The sequence below is a fragment of the Dehalococcoidia bacterium genome (assembly GCA_041653995.1).
Classification (GTDB): domain Bacteria; phylum Chloroflexota; class Dehalococcoidia; order GIF9; family UBA5629; genus CAIMUM01.
This window is the reverse complement of record JBAZEK010000001.1, coordinates 309,569-328,666: the sequence shown is the minus strand read 5'-3', so window position 1 is coordinate 328,666 and position 19,098 is coordinate 309,569. Positions and strand designations below refer to the sequence as shown.

15 protein-coding genes are annotated in these 19,098 nt (G+C 53.3%); 6 read left to right on the top strand and 9 right to left on the bottom strand.

Going from position 1 to position 19,098, the window contains the following annotated elements; translation table 11 throughout:
- Positions 1–23: 23 nt before the first annotated feature.
- From WC359_01535 to WC359_01515, 5 genes are all read left to right on the top strand, one after another.
- Positions 24–440 carry a hypothetical protein gene (locus tag WC359_01535; GenBank protein ID MFA5399114.1) on the top strand — a complete coding sequence of 139 codons (417 nt, stop codon included), beginning with the start codon at positions 24–26 and terminating at the stop codon, positions 438–440.
- A gap of 162 nt (positions 441–602) precedes the next feature.
- Positions 603–1,736 carry a 1-deoxy-D-xylulose-5-phosphate reductoisomerase gene (gene dxr / locus WC359_01530; GenBank protein MFA5399113.1) on the top strand — a complete coding sequence of 378 codons (1,134 nt, stop codon included), beginning with the start codon at positions 603–605 and terminating at the stop codon, positions 1,734–1,736.
- On the top strand, positions 1,736–2,794 hold the full coding sequence (locus WC359_01525; GenBank protein MFA5399112.1) for a M50 family metallopeptidase: 1,059 nt from the start codon (positions 1,736–1,738) through the stop codon (positions 2,792–2,794). The genes dxr and WC359_01525 overlap by 1 nt, the downstream gene beginning before the upstream one ends.
- Positions 2,791–3,837, top strand: coding sequence for a flavodoxin-dependent (E)-4-hydroxy-3-methylbut-2-enyl-diphosphate synthase (gene ispG, locus WC359_01520; GenBank protein ID MFA5399111.1), 1,047 nt, complete (start codon positions 2,791–2,793; stop codon positions 3,835–3,837). Before WC359_01525 ends, ispG begins: the two co-directional genes overlap by 4 nt.
- A gap of 106 nt (positions 3,838–3,943) precedes the next feature.
- Complete coding sequence (locus WC359_01515; GenBank protein MFA5399110.1) at positions 3,944–5,653, top strand: proline--tRNA ligase; 1,710 nt, start codon at positions 3,944–3,946, stop codon at positions 5,651–5,653.
- Here WC359_01515 and WC359_01510 read toward each other — a convergent pair.
- The 9 genes from WC359_01510 to WC359_01470 form a co-directional block, all read right to left on the bottom strand.
- Positions 5,619–7,016 (bottom strand): CoA-binding protein, encoded by a 1,398-nt coding sequence (locus WC359_01510; GenBank protein MFA5399109.1) that lies wholly within the window; start codon positions 7,014–7,016, stop codon positions 5,619–5,621. The genes WC359_01515 and WC359_01510 overlap by 35 nt on opposite strands.
- A gap of 96 nt (positions 7,017–7,112) precedes the next feature.
- Complete coding sequence (gene pheT, locus WC359_01505) at positions 7,113–9,515, bottom strand: phenylalanine--tRNA ligase subunit beta (protein ID MFA5399108.1); 2,403 nt, start codon at positions 9,513–9,515, stop codon at positions 7,113–7,115.
- A gap of 14 nt (positions 9,516–9,529) precedes the next feature.
- A complete protein-coding gene (pheS, locus tag WC359_01500) occupies positions 9,530–10,567 on the bottom strand; it encodes a phenylalanine--tRNA ligase subunit alpha (protein MFA5399107.1) in 1,038 nt (345 codons plus the stop codon).
- 19 nt (positions 10,568–10,586) lie between these two features.
- Complete coding sequence (rplT, locus tag WC359_01495) at positions 10,587–10,946, bottom strand: 50S ribosomal protein L20 (protein ID MFA5399106.1); 360 nt, start codon at positions 10,944–10,946, stop codon at positions 10,587–10,589.
- Positions 10,947–10,964: 18 nt separating this feature from the next.
- Positions 10,965–11,162 (bottom strand): 50S ribosomal protein L35, encoded by a 198-nt coding sequence (gene rpmI, locus WC359_01490; GenBank protein MFA5399105.1) that lies wholly within the window; start codon positions 11,160–11,162, stop codon positions 10,965–10,967.
- Positions 11,163–11,735 (bottom strand): translation initiation factor IF-3, encoded by a 573-nt coding sequence (gene infC / locus WC359_01485; GenBank protein MFA5399104.1) that lies wholly within the window; start codon positions 11,733–11,735, stop codon positions 11,163–11,165.
- 85 nt (positions 11,736–11,820) lie between these two features.
- Positions 11,821–13,563 (bottom strand): threonine--tRNA ligase, encoded by a 1,743-nt coding sequence (gene thrS / locus WC359_01480; GenBank protein MFA5399103.1) that lies wholly within the window; start codon positions 13,561–13,563, stop codon positions 11,821–11,823.
- A gap of 156 nt (positions 13,564–13,719) precedes the next feature.
- Positions 13,720–14,763 (bottom strand): DRTGG domain-containing protein, encoded by a 1,044-nt coding sequence (locus WC359_01475; protein MFA5399102.1) that lies wholly within the window; start codon positions 14,761–14,763, stop codon positions 13,720–13,722.
- A 96-nt stretch (positions 14,764–14,859) separates the two neighbouring features.
- Positions 14,860–15,678 carry an SDR family oxidoreductase gene (locus WC359_01470; protein MFA5399101.1) on the bottom strand — a complete coding sequence of 273 codons (819 nt, stop codon included), beginning with the start codon at positions 15,676–15,678 and terminating at the stop codon, positions 14,860–14,862.
- A gap of 322 nt (positions 15,679–16,000) precedes the next feature.
- Here WC359_01470 and WC359_01465 point away from each other — a divergent pair, with 322 nt between their 5' ends.
- Positions 16,001–19,090 (top strand): CFI-box-CTERM domain-containing protein, encoded by a 3,090-nt coding sequence (locus WC359_01465; protein MFA5399100.1) that lies wholly within the window; start codon positions 16,001–16,003, stop codon positions 19,088–19,090.
- Positions 19,091–19,098 lie beyond the last annotated feature (8 nt).

The window sequence follows — 19,098 nt, the reverse complement described above, 5'->3', positions numbered from 1 at the left end:
GATTTAGCTGGAGGAGGGCTTTTATGGCTGATTGTTCTTATCACCCTGGCAAAGATGCGGTTGGAGCATGTGTGAGTTGTGGTAAAATGGTTTGCATCGCTTGCAGGACGGAGCTTCAGGAAAAAGTATACTGTCCGACCTGCGCCAATAAACTGTTTATGGCTAAGAGTGATGTGCCTGTAGCTGTCGACACAACACCTGCGGTCAGGCCGGTTAGTGGCGCATGGTGGCTGCTGGTTATACTGCCGCTGCTTTTCGGCGGTTGGTGCTGGATAGGCGGTATCATCGCCTGGGCGGTCAATAAAGATAAAGATCCAAAGAAAGCCAGGTCGATGCTCATCTGGGGCATTGTCCTGTCCGTCATATATATGATTCTGCTGACCATTTTCATAATCCTCGTCGTGGCGGGCTTCCTCATACTGGAACTACCACAGATGTAATCAACATCGACCATTCATTGATATTACATCGGGTAAAGCAAGCCCCGGCACTGTTAAACTACATTAACAGATTTCGCCGGGGCTTGCTTTATACTCACCTCATCTTACAATGGTCGGTGCAATCGATTTGCTGTAAGATTATGCTGATGTCAAGTTAACGCGATGAAAAACAAAGTCAAAAACATTGTCGTGCTGGGATCGACCGGGTCCATCGGCCAGCAAACCCTGGATATCATCCGCATCTTTCCAGACAAACTGCAGGTAACAGGGCTGGCATGCGGCAACGACACCAAACTGCTGCTGCAACAGGTCCGCGAATTCAAACCGCTGTTCGCATTTTGCTCACCCACTTTAAAATTACCCGGGGGCACGGCGCCCGTAAAGATGGAGGAAATGGCCGTACATCCGGATGTGGATATGGTCATTGTTGCTACGACGGGCAAGGCCGGCTTGAAACCGGCCATGGCTGCCCTCCGGATTGGGAAGACCGTAGCTATCGCCAATAAGGAGATACTGGTCATGGCAGGATCCCTGTTGAAGCAGCTTGCTGCCAGACATGGAGGCACTATCCTGCCCATAGACAGCGAGCACAGCGCGGTCTGGCAGTGCTTGCAGGGCGAAGCTTCCGGTGTGTCCAGGCTCCTTCTGACAGCCTCGGGAGGTCCCTTCATCGGCTGGCCTGTAAAGAAGCTGCGCGGGGTAACTGCAGCGCAGGCTTTGAACCACCCCACCTGGAAAATGGGTAAAAAGGTCACCGTGGATTCAGCCACGCTTTTCAATAAAGGCCTGGAGGTGATGGAGGCGCATTGGCTCTTTGACCTGCCCTATAAAAAGATCGAGGTCATCATACACAGGCAGAGCATCATTCATTCCATGGTCGAGTTCAAGGACGGCTCCATCAAGGCACAGCTGAGCATCCCTGATATGCATTTGCCTATTCAATATGCGCTGTTTTATCCGCAAAGAATGCCCAATCCGCAAATAAAGTCGATGGATTTCAGCGGGATGCATACCCTCACCTTTGAGCCGGTCAATTACGTGAATTATCCCTGCCTCAAGCTCGCGCTGGAGGCGGCAAAGCTGGGGGATACATATCCTGCCGTGTTATGCGCCGCGGATGAAACAGCCGTTAACCTGTTTCTTAACAATAGTATCGACTTCACGGAAATTGCTACAATAATAGAGAAAACCCTGCATATGCACAGGCCGGTTTCAAATCCCGGAATCGAGGATATTTTCCGGTCGGACAGGTGGGCATGTGATACAGCCCTAAAAGTAGCAAGGAAGGATATTTAATGATATTGACCATCGTGGTTTTTGTAGTTCTGCTGATCGTACTGATCCTCACTCACGAGATAGGACATTTCGCCGCCGCCAAAATGTCGAAGGTAAAGGTCGAGGAATTCGGCCTGGGCCTGCCTCCCAGGATCTGGGGGTTTAAATACGGAGAGACCATTTACTCCATCAACTGGATACCGTTCGGAGGTTTCACACGCCTTCTGGGGGAAGAAGACCCCTCAACGCCGGGCAGCCTGGCCAGTAAAAGCATCGGCACAAGATTTTTCGTACTCGTCTCCGGATCGCTGCTGAACATTCTTCTGCCGATCGTTCTCTTCACTGTAAGTTTCATGATACCGCATGACGTCACCATTGAGAACGTGTTGATAAAGGAGGTGGCCGCCGGCTCGCCAGCTCAAGCGGCGGGCATCCAGGCAGGCGACAGGATAGTAGAGGTAAACGGGCATACCATAAAAAACCGTGCCGATCTGAGTTACCAAATACAGTTGAACCTGGGCAATGATACGGCCATGGTCATCCAGAAGCCCGATGCCAGCCGGCAAGTCCTATCTTTAACTCCACGCTGGGTCCCACCACAGGGGCAGGGCGCCACAGGAGTCGTGCTTACCTCGTCCGACATGACCACGGTAGTGGAATCCATGCCTTTCTGGCAGGCGCTGCCCACCAGCGTTGTACACAGCTGGGAGATCCTCATACTTTTCAAGAACGAAGTCATGAGCTGGTTCGTCAGGAGCACTGCGCCGCAGCTTGCCGGGCCTATAGCTATTGCACAGCTGACGGGAGAGGTAATCAAAGCCGGCATCAGCCCGCTGCTGGAGTTTGCCGCCCTCATCAGCATCAACCTGGGTATATTTAACCTGCTGCCGATACCGGGCCTGGACGGCGGCAGGCTTGTTTTTGTTCTGCTTGAATGGGCAAGGCGGGGCAAAAGGATTTCGCCTCAAAAGGAAGGCCTGGTTCATATGATAGGATTCCTGGCCATGATACTGCTTATCATTGTGATCAGCTATTTCGACGTCGCCCGCATCATCCGCGGAGAAAGCTTGCTGCCTTGAAGAAGCGGCGCGTCTCCAAACCGATACGGCTGGGCAGCGTGATCATAGGCGGCGGCGCCCCTGTATCGATACAGTCAATGTCCAAAACGGATACACGAGACGCGCGATCCACCATCAATCAGATCAGGGAGCTGGAAGATTGCGGCTGTGAAATAATCCGTGTGGCCGTCCCGGATCAACAGGCCGCGGCGGCCATTACAAAGATAAAACGAGGCATTTCCATCCCTCTGATTGCTGATATACATTTCGATTACCGCCTGGCCCTGGCGGCCCTGGCCGGCGGCGCCGATGGTCTTCGCATCAATCCCGGCAATATCCGCGATAAACAGCAGATCCGTAAAGTCGTGGCTGAGGCTAAAACGAGAGAAGTGCCTATACGCATAGGCGTTAATTCCGGCAGCCTTCCCCCCGGTAAAAAGCCGGGTCGCTCGGTTGCAGGTTACATGGTCGATACAGCGATGGAAGAGGTCCGACTGCTCGAGAGCATGGATTTCGGCCTGATCAAAATTGCGCTCAAGTCCTTCGATGTGCCCACTTCCATCGAGGCCTACCGCAGTATCGCCGGGAAGACCGCATACCCGCTGCACCTGGGCATAACTGAAGCCGGGCTACCCCGCACCGGCGTTATCAGGAGCGCAGCAGGGATCGGCATACTACTGTACGATGGCATAGGCGATACCATCAGGGTCTCGCTCAGCTCATATCCGCGCGAAGAGGTGTTCACCGCGTACGAGATTCTGAAATCCCTTAACCTGCGTCAGCGGGGACCGGTGCTGATAAGCTGTCCGTCCTGCGGGCGCAGCGAGTACGATATAGTGGATCTGGCCGTCAAGGTCAGCAATTATCTCGACTCTATCGACAAGCCCGTTAGAATCGCCGTCATGGGCTGTGTGGTCAACGGCCCGGGCGAAGCAAAGGCAGCAGACCTGGGCATAGCCTGCGGCAAAGGCAGGGGCGCTATATTTAAGAAAGGCCGTGTCATACGGACCGTCAGCGAGAGCGGCTATTTACGGGCGCTCAAAGACGAGATCGAAAATTTGTAGCTTCGCCCGCCTGAGAGTCCGGGCCCACCGGGCAGCATCCGCCCTTTTTATTCAAGCTTAAATATTCTAAAATGAGCTACTGATTAAATTTGAGGGGATTAATAACATGCGTTTCTCCAGATTACTGGGTAAGACATTGAAAGAGGCGCCGTCGGACGCCGACTGTGTCAGCCACCGGCTGCTGGTGCGGGCCGGCATGATACAGCAGGTGGCCACTGGCGTGTACTCTTACCTGCCGCTGGGATGGAGGGCGCTGAAAAAAATCGAGGATATCATCCGCAGCGAGATGGACAGCGCCGGCGGACAGGAGTTGATGATGCCCTCGCTGCAGCCCATCGAGCTCTGGGAGAAATCCGGCCGCCTGGCTTCGTTCGATAAAACCCTGTTTACAGTGATAGACCGCAAGGAACATAGGCTGGCTTTGGGCCCGACGCACGAGGAGGTGATCACGGACCTGGTCAGGCGTTCCGTGCAGAGCTACCGCGACCTGCCCCAGTTGCTTTATCAGATACAGAATAAGTTCAGGGACGAGCCGCGCTCGCGGGGAGGTCTTTTACGGGTGCGTGAATTCATCATGAAGGACCTCTACAGCTTCGATGTCGATGAAGACGCACTGGATGAAAGCTACAATAAGATGATACAGGCATATAAAAACGTATATGCCAGGTGTGGGCTCCCGGCATTGATGGTTGAGGCCGACAGCGGCGCCATCGGAGGCAAGGCATCGCATGAGTTCATGCTGATAGCCGAGAGCGGCGAAGACCAGATCATCTATTGCAGCAAGTGCGGCTATGCCGCAAATTCAGAGAAGGCCACCAGCGTGAAAACGTCTTCACCCGCAGAAAAACCTCTGGCCATTGAGGAGGTCTCCACGCCCAAGATGACGACCATCGAGGAAGTGGCCAATTTCCTGGGCATCAAAACTGAACAGACCCTGAAATCCGTATTTTACGTGGCCGACGGTGAAATCATTTTCGTGGTCATCAGGGGCGACCTGGGCGTGAATGAAATCAAGCTGAAGAACCTGCTCAAATGCAACGATTTACACATGGCGACCGAAGCGGAAACGAAGGAGGCGGGCCTGGTTGCAGGCTATGCCTCGGCCATCAGCCTCAAAGGCCACAGGATAGTGGCCGATGATTCTATCGAGCTGGGCGGCAATTTTGTAGCCGGGGCAAACAAGCCTGACACACACCTGAAAAACGTCAATTATCCCCGTGATTTCAAGGTTGACACCCTGGCGGACATCGCAGTCGCCAGTGCGGGTGATCAGTGCCCGAGGTGCGACGGCAGGCTCCAATCGCAACAGGGCATCGAGGTAGGACACATCTTCAAGCTTGGCACTTTCCTGAGCGATCGCCTGGGGGCCTATTACCTGGACAAAGACGGCGCCGGCAAGCTTATTGTTATGGGATGTTACGGCATCGGTGTGGGAAGGCTGCTGGCCGCAGCGGTCGAGCAGAGCCATGACGACAAGGGAATAATCTGGCCGCTGCCCATAGCGCCTTTCCAGGTATGCCTTTGTCCCCTGAAGGTGGAGGACGATCCGGTGATGCAGGCTACTGAGAAGCTGTACGACGAGCTGACTTCTGCCGGTATCGAGGTACTGCTGGACGACAGGCCTGAATCGCCCGGGGTGAAGTTCAACGATGCCGACCTGATCGGCATACCCCTGCGCATCGTGATCAGCGCACGCACGCTGAAAACCAACAGCGTGGAGTTGAAATGGCGCAGGGACAAACAGGCTGAAATACTGCCGTTAAAAGGCCTGGTTGACGCTGTCACGAAGCTCGTAAAATCCGGCGATAACGGTTGAGCGCGGCGAGGCATTTAATAGCGATCGCGCCTGAGGGGAAAACGGGTATGGAGTGCGCTTCGAGCCACTCGATAATGTTGGTGTCGAAGCGCAGCATGTGAGGTGGCCAGACAACCAGCGGTTTGCCTTTGTTTGGAGCCGCCAGGAAGGGCGGGCAGAATATCCCGGGATCGATGGGAAAGATAGGAGGAGGAAGCTGGGCTGCGATGCAATCGACTTCCTCGTCATCGGCCATGGCCTCAATGAAGGCACCGTGGTTATTGTTGAAAGAGCTGAATGTATAAATGATGCCGAAGTCATATGGATTGAGCGCTATCTCCCAGGCTGGGAAAGTCTTGTGCAGCCTCTCGTAGCTGGCCTTGCCGGGCTCAGCCATGACCAGTCCGTTCTGATAGATGGTATCAGTGGCTAAGACAGCCTCGCCGCCGGGAAATGTGGCGATGGCGACACGGTTTCCCCCGGGAACCGGAAGATAGGAAAACGCCTTGGCCAGATAGAGGAAATCGTCCAGCGTATCCGCTTTTATGGCCCCGGCCTGCTTCAAGGCAATATCAAAAACGATATCGCTGCCCTGTAACAGCGACCCTGTATGCGACATGGCCGCCTTCGCCCCGGCCTCGGTCCTGCCGCCCTTAAGGACGATCACCGGTTTGTTAGGTGTGGTCTGTTTCAGAAGCTCGTAGAAACGGCGGCCGCTTCCTTTAATGGATTCCAGATGCAGACAGATAACCCCTGTGTCGGGGTCCTGAGACAGGTACTCCAGCGCGTCCACCTCGCTGATGTCCATCTTGTTGCCCAGATCGATCAGTTTGGCCATGCCAAGATGGAAATCGGAGAGCATCCAGTTTAAGCGTGGCTCATACATACCGGACTGAAAGATGAAGGAAACTTTACCCGGAGGCAAAGCGGTCATGGTGAAAAAGCTGATGACCAATTTGTTGGAGCTGTTAATGGGGCTGAGAGCGTTGGGACCGATAGCCCTGATCCCTTTTGCCTTCAGTATGCCGGCAATCTCATCCTGAATTACCTTTCCCTCGGGGCCGATCTCCGAGAATCCGCCCGTAACGACGACGGCGCCGCCGATCTTGTCGCCCGGCAGCTTCCTTATGATATCGAGGACGTTGCGCGCCGCAACGGAGACTATAACAAGGTCTACATATTCGCCTATATCGTCGAAGCTCTTGTACGTCTTGATACCGTACACTTCATCCTGGTTGGGATTTACAGGGTGGATTTTGCCCTGGTAGCCCATGTTGACCAGGTTTTCCACCAGGTGATAGTTAACGGCGAATTTATTGTTGGAGGCGCCGATGATAGCGACGCTCGAGGGATAGAGAAACCTGTGAAGGAAATGTTTTTGCATTTTATTATTTCACATAGATTGCTTCGTCGCTGCGCTCCTCGCAATGACATTACTGATATACGGGCGCACCTGACGGTACGCCCTTACCCTTACTAATCAGGAACGCAGGCTGGCGCCCAGCTCTTCAGAGAGCCGTTCCAGGATACGCTGCTGAACTTTATCTACTTCCTCATCTTTGAGTGTGCGGTCAGCGGCCTGGTAGATCACTCTGAACGCAATGGACTTTTTACCGTCGGGCACCTGTTCTCCTACATACAGGTCAAACAGCTGCATATCAGATACCAGTTTAAAGCTCTGTACAATGTCCGCTATTTTCTGATAACCGATGCCCGCATCCAGCAATACTGCGATGTCCCTCGTGATGCCCGGGTATTTCGAGACGGCTTTGTATATCAGCGGCCTGGATGCTAATTTGAGCAGCCTGTCTACATCAAGCTCAAATAAAAAGGCGGGGTCTGTGATATCGAATTGCCTCAACACGGCGGGATGAACTTCGCCGATCACACCGATTTTAACCGAACCAGCCATCACATCAGCGCATTTGGCGGGGTTGAGCGTCGCATCGTTGCCCGTCGGATATTCAGCTTCAATGCCGAGCCTGGTCAATACCGTCTCCACAATACCCTTAACAAAATAGAAATCGACCGGATCGGATTTATGCTGCCAGTACGTATCGGGTACTAGACTATCTATTAATCCGCACAGTATTTCATTTTCTACTGGCAGGTCCTTCGACCGCGGTAAAAATACCCTGGCTATCTCAAACAGCCTGATGTTGTTTTCCCTGTTGCGCTGGTTGCGGGCCAGGGCGTTGAGGATGCCTGCCCGCAGGCTGGTACGCAGGTATTCAAGCTCCCTGCTCATGGAGTTGGCCATTTTCAGCGGCTCGGGACTCTGTACTATGGATGCTGCTGACAGCTTTGCTAATACTTCAAGGCTGGTCAGGGGATAGGTTATGATCTCCTGGAATCCGCACCCCACCATGATATCCTGCAGCTTGCGTCTGAAAGCCACGGCGGGAACGCTCTCTCCGGTCGGCAGCGGGGAGCTGAGCATGGACTCGGGAATATTCTCGTACCCCGTGGCCCGTGCCACCTCCTCAATCAGATCAACCGGTATGTTGATATCGTTTCTCCACCAGGGCACATCGACCAGCACTGTCCCCTTCCCTCCCTTTTTGCAATTCAAGCCAAGGGATTTCAGACACTTTTTAATATTATCCGCATTAACATCCATGCCGAGTATGCGCTTTACTTCGGCTTCTGAAACCGGTATCGGTTTCCTTTCCTGTTTGCCCGGATAGACATCGATAATGCCCCTGGCGACCTTACCCCCGCCAAGCTGCGCCATAAGCTGTGCCGCCCGCCTGACGGCCATTAAGGCAAGCTCCGGGTTCAGACCCTTTTCAAATCTGGCAGAAGCCTCGCTGCCCAGTTTAAGCTGCTGGCTACCACGGTGAATGGCGGCCTGGCTGAAATTAGCGGACTCAAGCAGTATGGTGGTGGTTGAATCCCTGACCTCCGAGCTCAATCCGCCCATAATGCCTGCCACAGCCACCGCCCTCTCCGCATCCGCTATCAGCAGTATATCACTGCTTAACTTTCGCTCCACCTCGTCCAGCGTGTACATGATCTCGCCGTCAGCCGCCCGCCTGACTATTATCTTTTGTCCCCTGATCTCCCTGTAATCGAAAGCATGCAGCGGCTGTCCGAACTCCAGCATGACGTAGTTTGTAACGTCTACGATATTGTTGATAGGCCTTGCCCCGCAGGCGGCCAGGCGATCCTGCATCCATTGCGGCGAAGATTTAATGGTGATCCCATCGATTATGCCGGCGCAGTACCTGGGACAGAGATCCGGGTCCTTGATCTGCACGGAAGCGTAGGACTCGGCGCCCTTGCTTCCCTCTTCATAAGTCAGATCGGGCATGCGGAACGGATGGCCGGTTATAGCAGCCACTTCACGGGCTATGCCCATTACGGAGAGACAGTCAGCCCTGTTGGGTGTGATATCTATATCTAAAATAGTCTCCCCAAGGTAATCCGCCAGAGGTCGACCGATCTCGTAATCCTGCGGTAGAACCAGAATGCCCTCGTAGTTGTCGGAAATGCCGAGCTCCTTTTCGGCGCAGATCATGCCTTCGGAAACAACGCCGCGGATTTTAGCCGGCTTCAACTCCTCGACCTTGCCGGTATGCCCGTCTATCAGACTGGCCCCGACCAGCGCGAAGGCGATTTTGTCGTCAACAACCAGGTTCGGCGCGCCGCAGACCACCGTTATCTGCCTGCTTCCCAGGTCCACCGTGGTCAGCCTCAGGCGATCGGCATTGGGATGCGGTTCGACGGTCATTATCCGGCCGACAAGGACTTTATCCCAACTGCCGCCGATGACCTGAATGTCCGAGACCTCAAGACCGGCCAGCGTAAGCTTCCTCGCAAGCTCATCGACAGGAATGTCGATATCGACGTAGTCTTTAAGCCATTTCAACGGAACTTTCATCAAGCACCTTCAGGTCAAAACTGCTTCAGGAATCTCAGGTCGTTGCCATAGAAAAGCCTTATATCGTCAATGCCGTAACGCAGTATGGGTATCCTCTCAACACCCATGCCGAATGCAAAACCCGAGTATTCATCGGGGTCTATATTGCAGCCTCGCAGCACTTCGGGATGCACCATCCCGGCGCCCAGAATCTCGATCCACCCGCTGTTGCTGCACAGGCGGCACCCTTTCCCCCCGCACATAAAGCAGTCGATAGCAACTTCGACGCCCGGCTCCACGAACGGAAAATAATCACAGCGGAAGCGGCATTTACGGTCCTGGCCGAAAAGCCGGCGTGCGAATTCAAATAACGTGCCCTTGAGGTCAGCCATGGTGATGTTCCTGTCCACAGCCAATCCCTCAACCTGCGAGAACATCCACTCGTGTGTGGCATCCGTAGCCTCGTAACGGTAGACCCTGCCGGGAGCGACCACACGGATGGGGGGCTTCTCCTTCTCCATCGTTCTTATCTGAACCGGCGAGGTATGCGTGCGCATCAACATCGGCCTGCCACCACCCGGCGCCTCATAATCCACCCATAACGTGGCAAAGCCGTCCCGTGCAGGATGTTCGGCGGGCATGTTAAGGGCCTCGAAATTGTAGTGTTCCCACTCCACCTCAGGCCCCTCCACAACTCTAAATCCCATCCCGGCGAAAATATCGCAAATTTCCCTGATGGTCCTGGTGGTCAGGTGAAGGCGCCCGAGCTGATAGGGTTGCCCGGGCAGACTACTGTCTATTTTGTCGCGCTCAAGCGATTCGTGTTTTGAAAGTTCGATCTTCTCTTTGCGCGCTTGATATAGCTCTTCCAGAGAGGATTTAACCTGGTTGGCCCTTGCTCCCAGCTCGCGTCTTTCATCTATGGGAACATTGCCCAGTGAGCGCAGGATATTGATTAATTTGCTCTTTCTACCGAGGTAACGAACGCGCCAGGATTCAAGCTCTTCAATGCTGGTTATTTTTTGCAGTTCGGCATTGGCTTGTACGGAGACTTCTTCAACCTGGTCTGTCATTTACCGATCATTCAGGGGATTAGTTCTTTAATTTGGCAGCCGCCACCTTAACCAGCTCCGAAAATTTGGCCGGGTCGTGTACGGCGATATCGGCCAGAATTTTGCGATTGATATTAACATCCGCCTGTGTAAGGCCGTTTATGAACTGGCTGTAAGTTAATCCGCCGTCCCTCGACGCGGCATTGATCCTGGCGATCCACAGCTTGCGCATATCTCCCTTGCGCTCCCTGCGATGTCCGTAGGCGTAATCGAGGGCATGCAGCATCGATTCATGAGCATGCCTGTAAAGGGAATGCCGCTTGCCCCTGTGTCCTTTAGTTAATCCAAGTACCTTTTTATGGCGTTTGTGGCTGACAACGCCGCCTTTAACTCTTGGCAACTGAGTCCTCCTGAATACCTACTGGTAAGGTAATACTTTTTTAATCCTTTTGACGTCGGCTTTGTGCAGGGGTATAGTCTCATCATAAAGCCCTTTAACCTTGGCCGCTTTTCTTCGTCTGAAATGGCTTTTGCCCTGCTTCATGCGCATTATTTTACCGGTGCCTGTGAAATGAAAACGCTTTTTAGCTCCCTTGTGAGTCTTTAGTTTAGGCATCTATACTGTTTCCTTGACCTTTATTTCTTTTACAGGTGCGGCCTCTTTCACCTCTTTCACCTCTTTAGCCTGCATCTGCTTGGCCGAGATGGGTGAAAGAATCAGGCTCATAATCCTGCCTTCATGTATCGGCTGGCCGTCCAACTGGGCGACTCCTTTAAGGTCATTCGCAACCTTCTGAAGCAGCCTGATGCCCAGTTCAGGGTGTACCATCTGACGCCCCCTGAAGACAACCAGTACCTTTACCTTATCTCCATCAATAACAAATTTTTTTGCCCGATTTATCTTTATGTCAAGGTCATGATCCTTAACCTGCGGCCTCACCCTTATCTCCTTGAGCAGGCCGGATCTCTGACCGCTGTGTACCTTTTTTTCCTTCTTGGTCTGTTCGTACCTGTACTTGCCGTAATCGAGTATCCTGCATACAGGCGGGGCTGCCGTTGGCGCCACCTCTACAAGGTCCAATCCCTTTTCATTGGCCATCTGCTGGGCCTTGTCAGTGGCTATTACACCCAATTGCTCCCCTTCATCACCAATAAGCCTTATCTCCTTTGCGCGAATGCGGTGATTGATATTCAGTTCTTTAAATATTTTGTTCTATCCCTCCCTTAAAATTAAACTGCACGGGTTAGAATATATCATATTTCATAGCTGTAAATCAAAGTTCCTGAAGCTCGCGGGATTCGATTATTTTTATCACCCTTTGCATAAAGACGGAGAATTTCTGCGAGCCGAGGTCTTCACCGTTGCGCAGTCGGACCGATACCGTTCCGTTCTCCACCTCTTTGTCACCTACCACCAGCATATACGGTATCTTATTCAACTGAGCTTCCCGTATCTTCATATTCATACGTTCCGAACGTTCATCCAGCTGGACCCGCATATCATGTGACCTCATTTCCGCACACAGCTTTGAGGCATATTCTACATGCCTGTCAGCGATCGGTATCAAAACAGCCTGCACAGGCGCCAGCCACACCGGGAAAGCGCCCGCATAGTGCTCGGTCAGGCAGGCGAAAAAACGCTCCATGCTACCCAAAACGGTGCGATGGATCATCACGGTACGGTGCTCGCGTCCATCCTCAGCCACGTAGTTGACATCGAAACGTTCGGGCAGCTGGAAATCGACCTGTATGGTCGGGCCTTGCCAGAGCCTGCCCAGCGCATCCTTCAATTTGATATCTATCTTGGGACCGTAAAATACGCCTTCTCCCGGGTCCACCTCATAATCGAGCTTGAGCTGCTCCAGAACGTTGCGTAAAGCTGCGGTAGCCATATCCCAGCTCTCCACCGTGCCAGTATATTTCTCAGGCCTGGTCGACAGCATCATTTCATACTCGTCAAATCCGAATGATTTCATCATGAACCGCGCCAGCTCCACTACATCTTTTACTTCGGATTCAAGCTGGTCCGGCCTGCAGAAGATATGGGCGTCATCCTGTGTAAAACCCCTGACCCTGGCCAGCCCGTGCAACACGCCGGAGCGCTCATAGCGGTATACGGTGCCAAGCTCGGCGTAGCGCATGGGTAGGTTGCGATAACTGCGCAGTTGCGTTTTATACATAAGTATATGAAAAGGGCAGTTCATGGGTTTGACGACGTACTGTATGTCATCGATTTCCATGGGCGAGTACATGTTTTCACGATAGAAATTCCAGTGGCCGCTCGTCTCCCAGAGATGCACCTTTGCGATATGCGGAGAATAGACGATGTCGTAACCGCGCCGCCGGTGTTCAAGCTTCCAGAAATCCTCTATCATTTGCCTGACAGTTGCTCCCTTCGGATGCCAGTAAGCCAGGCCGGGGCCCGCTTCCTCGTGCAGGCTGAACAGGTCGAGCTCTTTGCCGAGCTTCCTGTGATCTCGCTTTGCAGCTTCGGCTAACTTTTTCAGATGATCTTCCAGGTCAACGCTCCTGGTGAAGGCCACCCCGTATATCCGCTGCAGCATGGGCCTTTTCTCATCGCCCCGCCAGTAAGCGCCCGCCACGCTGACCAGTTTGAACGCCTTTACATCACCGGTGGTTTTAACATGCGGTCCGCGGCAGAGATCGGTGAAATTGCCCTGCCTGTAGATGGTAACCTTGTCGGCGCCCAGGTCCTTTATCAGCTCGATCTTATAAGGTTGATCGGCAAAAAGTTTATTCGCCTCATTTATACTTATCTCTTCGGATGAAAACGGCAGGTTGGCAGCGATTATCTCCCTCATCCGGGCTTCGACGGCCGGCAGGTCTTCCGCGCCGAGCGGCCGGGGCAGGTCGAAATCATAGTAGAACCCATCCTCGATAGCAGGCCCTATGCCGAACTTGGCTTCAGGAAACAGTGATTGGACCGCCTCAGCCATAATATGGCTGGCCGAATGACGCAGCGCCTCCAGTTTCTGGGATTTATCTTCCTTAGCCATGTAAATTACTCCCTAGTATCCAAATAAAAACCTCACGCATATGATTGCGGGAGGTCGATGAGACGATCAGGTTAATACGGCGTACCGCAAGTGTCAGATGATTATAGCAGCCGGCATGTGCTCACGCAAATGTGCCATATGACTGTTTTCATGTTTTCAGTCTCTCAGCAATCTATCGATATCGACGTTCTCTTTAACCAGTCTCTGCATCAGGGCGATCTCCTCAGTATCCTTCGCGGTGATCAGGGGGGTCAGGGATTCAATCTGTTTGGCCGTTTCATATACTCCAACCGGCACCATCAATACCGGAATATCTTTTTCGTCAGCCTTATCCAGGATATTGCGGGGCGGCTGAATATTATTAGTGATAACTACAGCCGCCGTGCATTTGTCTTCGAAGGATGCCAGCAGCATGTCGGAACGGTCGCCGCTGGTTACCACCAGCTTATGCTCCCTGTGAAACTTAGCATCCGCATAGGCTGAATCAACAGAAGCAGCGCCCACAAAAACATTGTTTACCCTGCGGTTCAATCCGTTCTTGCCTGCCACCACTTTCGCCAGCAAGTATTGAGACAGGTATTCCATGGAAAAGAAGGTCAGCTCCGCCTGATAGGGTATTATCCCGAGGATATCGATACCCGCTTTCTGCATCATCGGAACATAAACCGTATTAAAATCCTCCACGTTGCGGACTTTATTAATAATCACGCCTCTGAAATCGATGCCGTTGAAGTAAAGGAACTTTTTAATAAAAATCACGTTGTCCACAATGTAGTTTTCCTCACCGCCCACCACTATCACCAGCCTTCCCCCGAGATATCTGGCCAGCGATAGAACGTTCAAGTAGAAGGAGATGCCGAATTCAATATCCTTGCCTCCTTCGACAAAGAGCATGTCTTTGCTCTGGCTGACATCTCTCGCCATAGCCAGCACCCGGTTTTTCGTCCCCTCTTCGTCATATTTGAACCGCATCTTCAGGTGTTCAAATCCAACCGTTATGTCCTCCGGGCCTTGAGTCATGCCGAATATATTGGTCAGCAGGGCGGCATCATAGTCCCACACCCTCTTTTTACGGTAAACCAGACGGTCGCCCAGAGGCTTAATGTAAGCGAATGATTTACCGGTCGCCTTAGCCAGTCCGATTATCAGACTGGTCTTGCCGGCATTGCCGTCCATCGATCCCACTATCAGGCTTTTCATACATTTACCTCCTGCCGGTAAGCGATATGCCCATATCCGCAGCCCTCAATCCCAAACCACATGTGAAGCCGATACGGCCTGTATCACGCTACTATATCAGTCCTTGATCCAGTCAGGCTGGATAGTGCTGATCAGCAGTCCACCGTCTATAACCATCTCGGTGCCCGTAGTGTAGTTTGAAGCCGGCGAAGCGAAGTAAACGGCGGCCCCGGCGATCTCATCGGGATCCCCGATGCGGCCAGATGGGAGCATGCCGGCCACCATATCGTGCGTCTTTTTTGCGTCCTCCGGTGGAAGATGAGCCCAGTGCGAATTCATCATCTTGGTTTCAATGGGGCCTGGGGCGATCGTATTAACCTGGATATTGTCGGCAATTAACTCGGCTGCAAAAGCTTTGGTTATCATGCGTGCTCCCGCTTTGGATATGGAGTATACACTGACTGCCGGCTCGGGTTTGAAGCCGTCTACGGAAGCTATGTTAATGATCTTGCCGCCTCCCTGCTTCTTCATTATATTGGCAACGGCCTGACTGGTAAAATACATGCCTTTGAGGTTGACGTTCATGATCGTTTCCCAGAGGCGTTCGTCCGACTCAAGCACGCTGGCCATGGCAGGGCTGGCGCCCGCGTTGTTCACCAGTATGTCGATGCGGCCACCCAGTTTTTCCATGGCGGTAGCCACCATCATCTGGATCTCTTCCATTTTCCCCAGATGCGCCTGGATGGGATAGGCCTCACCTCCAAATTTCTTGATCTCAGCGGCAGTTGATTCGAGGTCAGCTATCTTACGACTGGTGATCGCTACTTTGGCCCCCGCTTTAGCGAAGCCGACAGCTATCGCCTTGCCGATACCGCGGCCACCGCCTGTAACTATAGCTGTTTTGCCCTTCAGAGAAAATTGACTGAGCTCAAACACAAGATTACCCTCCTGATATGCTGATTTATATAATAATCGGCTGTTTGCCGACAGCAAATGATAAGGCAACCGGCCTTTATTTTCAACGCAGGCCGAGTAATAATCAGGGACCGGACACACCGGCAGCGATTGCCGTTGGCCAGTGTCCAACCTGACGATATAATCCCTGGCAGCCGGGGATTCCAGCCTGCCCACCTGCATATCGGCGCCGAGAATACTATGTTCAGGCTTTTTCTGATATGCTACATATAGAAATATTTCATCACCAATTTTATCTACCTATTTTAAAGGATCCGCGACCCGGTTATTTTGGAGGAGGATCATGAGATTGATTCATTTCATCGCGAGGCTGCTACCGGTTCTGTTCCTTACTTCAAGCTTGATATTACCTGCCATACCCGTATCTGCCGACGGCGCCCGCCCCGAGGGCAACTGGAGCGGGACATGGCATACCACGTGGACCATCATGGAATACGGGACCATCAACTCCTACGATCTTGATATGGTGTTCACACAGTCGGGAAGCCAGGTGACGGGCACCTCCGATTACTACGGATGGCAATTGACCGGCACTACTTCAGGTAATAACCTTACCGGGACATGGTCCAACACCTGGAATAACCCGAACCAGCATCCGCATATCAATGGCCAGGTCAAGCTTACGCTGAACAGTTCGTCCACTTCTTTCTCAGGTTTAATGATAGGGCAATATCACTATGGGCAGTGGGACGACAGGTTCACGGTAACCGGCGCCAGGTCGGGCTCCGTTACCCCACAACCGGTCACACCCACACCTACTCCACCTCCATACGTTCCACCGACGCCCGATACTCAACCCAATGTTATCCCTACTCCCTACGTTCCACCTACCCCCACCCCCATCACCCCATCCACAACCTCATGCCAGTTCACCGGCGTATGGGATACCGACTTCGGCGACCTGACGCTGAAACAGGACGGCAGCAGTCTTACAGGCAACTATACTTATCAGGGGGGCAGGATAGTCGGGACTGTAGACGGATTAACCGCCACAGGCACCTGGTCGGAGGCAGACAGCTACCAACCGCCACGAGATGCCGGCGATTTCACTTTTACCCTGCAGCGCGGCTGCAAATCATTTGATGGGCAGTGGAGATACGGGTCCTGCGACTGGGACGGAGATATCATAGGAACCAGGACAGGTCAACCCACACCCACACCCACACCCACACCACCTCCAACTCCAACTCCAACTCCAACTCCTACTCCTACTCCGGTATCAGGCCCCTGGGCCGGAACCTGGGCAACCGAGTGGGGCGACATGGTCTTGTCCCAGAGTGGGAACCAGGTTTCAGGCACATATTCGCATGACGATGGTAAAATCAGCGGCACCGTGACGGGAGATACATTTAAAGGTTGGTGGTCCGAATCGCCCGATTACAGCCCTCCCAATAACGCAGGAGATGTTGAGCTGACTATAGGCCCCGAGCACCAGACGATCACGGGCCGCTGGCGCTACGGTTCCTCCGGAAGCTGGTACGAGAACGACTGGTCCGGCACACGCAAAGGTCTAAAAATGATACAACCCCAGGCTGAACCATCGGCGCCCTGCGACTGGACCGGCACCTGGGATTTCGATTGGTCGAGAGAGCTTCAGTTGACGCAATCGGGCAACAGGGTCGCCGGATCATTCAAACCTTCAGGCTGGAACTATACCGGGTACATCGAGGGTACACTTTCTGGTAGCACGCTCAGCGGTACCTGGGTCGAAAAAGATCAGACAGGTAAAATCGAGTGGACCATGTCAGGTGACTGCAACTCCTTCACAGGCCGCTACACCCACAGCATGTCGGCGGCTTCAAGCTGGTACCCCTTGCATAAACCGGGAACCAGAATCGGCCAGCCTCAGCCACAGCCGGAACCGGATAATCAGCCATCACCTCAGCCGGTCAACTTCAGCTGGGCCGGAACGTGGAATACGGACTGGGGGACGATGGAGATATCTGTATCCGGCGCTTCAGCCACCGGCACATACACTATCAATAACGGCAAATTGAACGGGACTATCAACGGCCGCAACTTCAGCGGAACCTGGTCAAGGTCGCCATCGTATAAGACGCCCAAAGACGCCGGCGCCTTCCTGTTCGTCATGTCTGAAGATGGGAATTCGTTCAAGGGTGACTGGAAATATTCCGACTGCTCCTGGATGGGACCCTGGGATGGCGAGATGGAGGGATCGGATGAAATAATACCGCCTGCCAACCAGAAACCCGTGGCGCAGTTTACGGTTATACCGCAATCCCCCACCACTGCCGATACTATTGTCATAAGCAGTCAGTCTTATGACCCGGATGGAGACAGCCTTTCCTATGCCTGGTCGATTGATGGATCGCAATTACCACAGTATAACAACATGGTCTACTGCATATTCCCCGGTCAGGCCGCCGGTTACCACACTGCCGTGCTGACAACATCAGACGGCAAGGGCGGTGTGGCCACGGCCCAGACTCAATATTTTGTGGACTCTTTTGAGCCGCCACAGCCTACTCCACCTCAACCGACGCCGGACAGCAACCAGCCACCCACAGCATATTTCACCGTCACGCCACCATCGCCGCAAACGACCAGCAACATCGTGGCCAGCAGCCAATCCTCGGATCCGGACGGTGATACGCTGACCCATGCCTGGATGATTGACAATATAGCTATAGCGCAGTATGCCAACCAGCCTTACTGCATTTATCAGAATCCGCCGGCGGGGACGCACACAATGAGTCTACAGGTAACCGACAGCACCGGGTCATCGAATTTCTATCAGATGCAGATAACGGTTACGCAGGCGCCGCAACCAGAACCAGGCCCGCAGCCTGTTCCCGGCGCCAATAATCCTCCCAGGGCCGCCTTTACCTTCGATCCACCTCAACCGCAGGTCGGACAGACTGTTCAGGTGATCAGCCAGTCAACGGATGCCGACGGCGACAGGCTGAGCTACTCCTGGTACCTCGATGGCGACCTGCTATCCCAGTACACGGGCCAGTCACAATGGAAATGGAAGATCCCGTCGGGCGGGCACGTTATGCAGCTCGAGGTGCAGGACGGCAGGGGCGGCAAAGATACCATCTCGCGTAAGATTAAAGGATCGGACGCCGACGGCTCAGGTAACAAAATAGGGCCATTCAGCTGCTTCATCGCCACTGCTGCTTACGGCAGCCAGACAGCGGCCGAACTCGATACGCTGCGTTCCTTCCGCGACCATATTCTGCTAAAGAGCGAATTGGGACGTTGGGCTGTGGATACTTATTACCGCTGCAGCCCTCCCCTGGCGGAATATATCGCCACCCACGAAGAGATGCGGACTATGGTCAGGGAAAGGCTGCTTGATCCCATGGTCAGTGTGCTCAAGAATACACGCAGCCTGTGGGACAAAGATTAGATTAAACT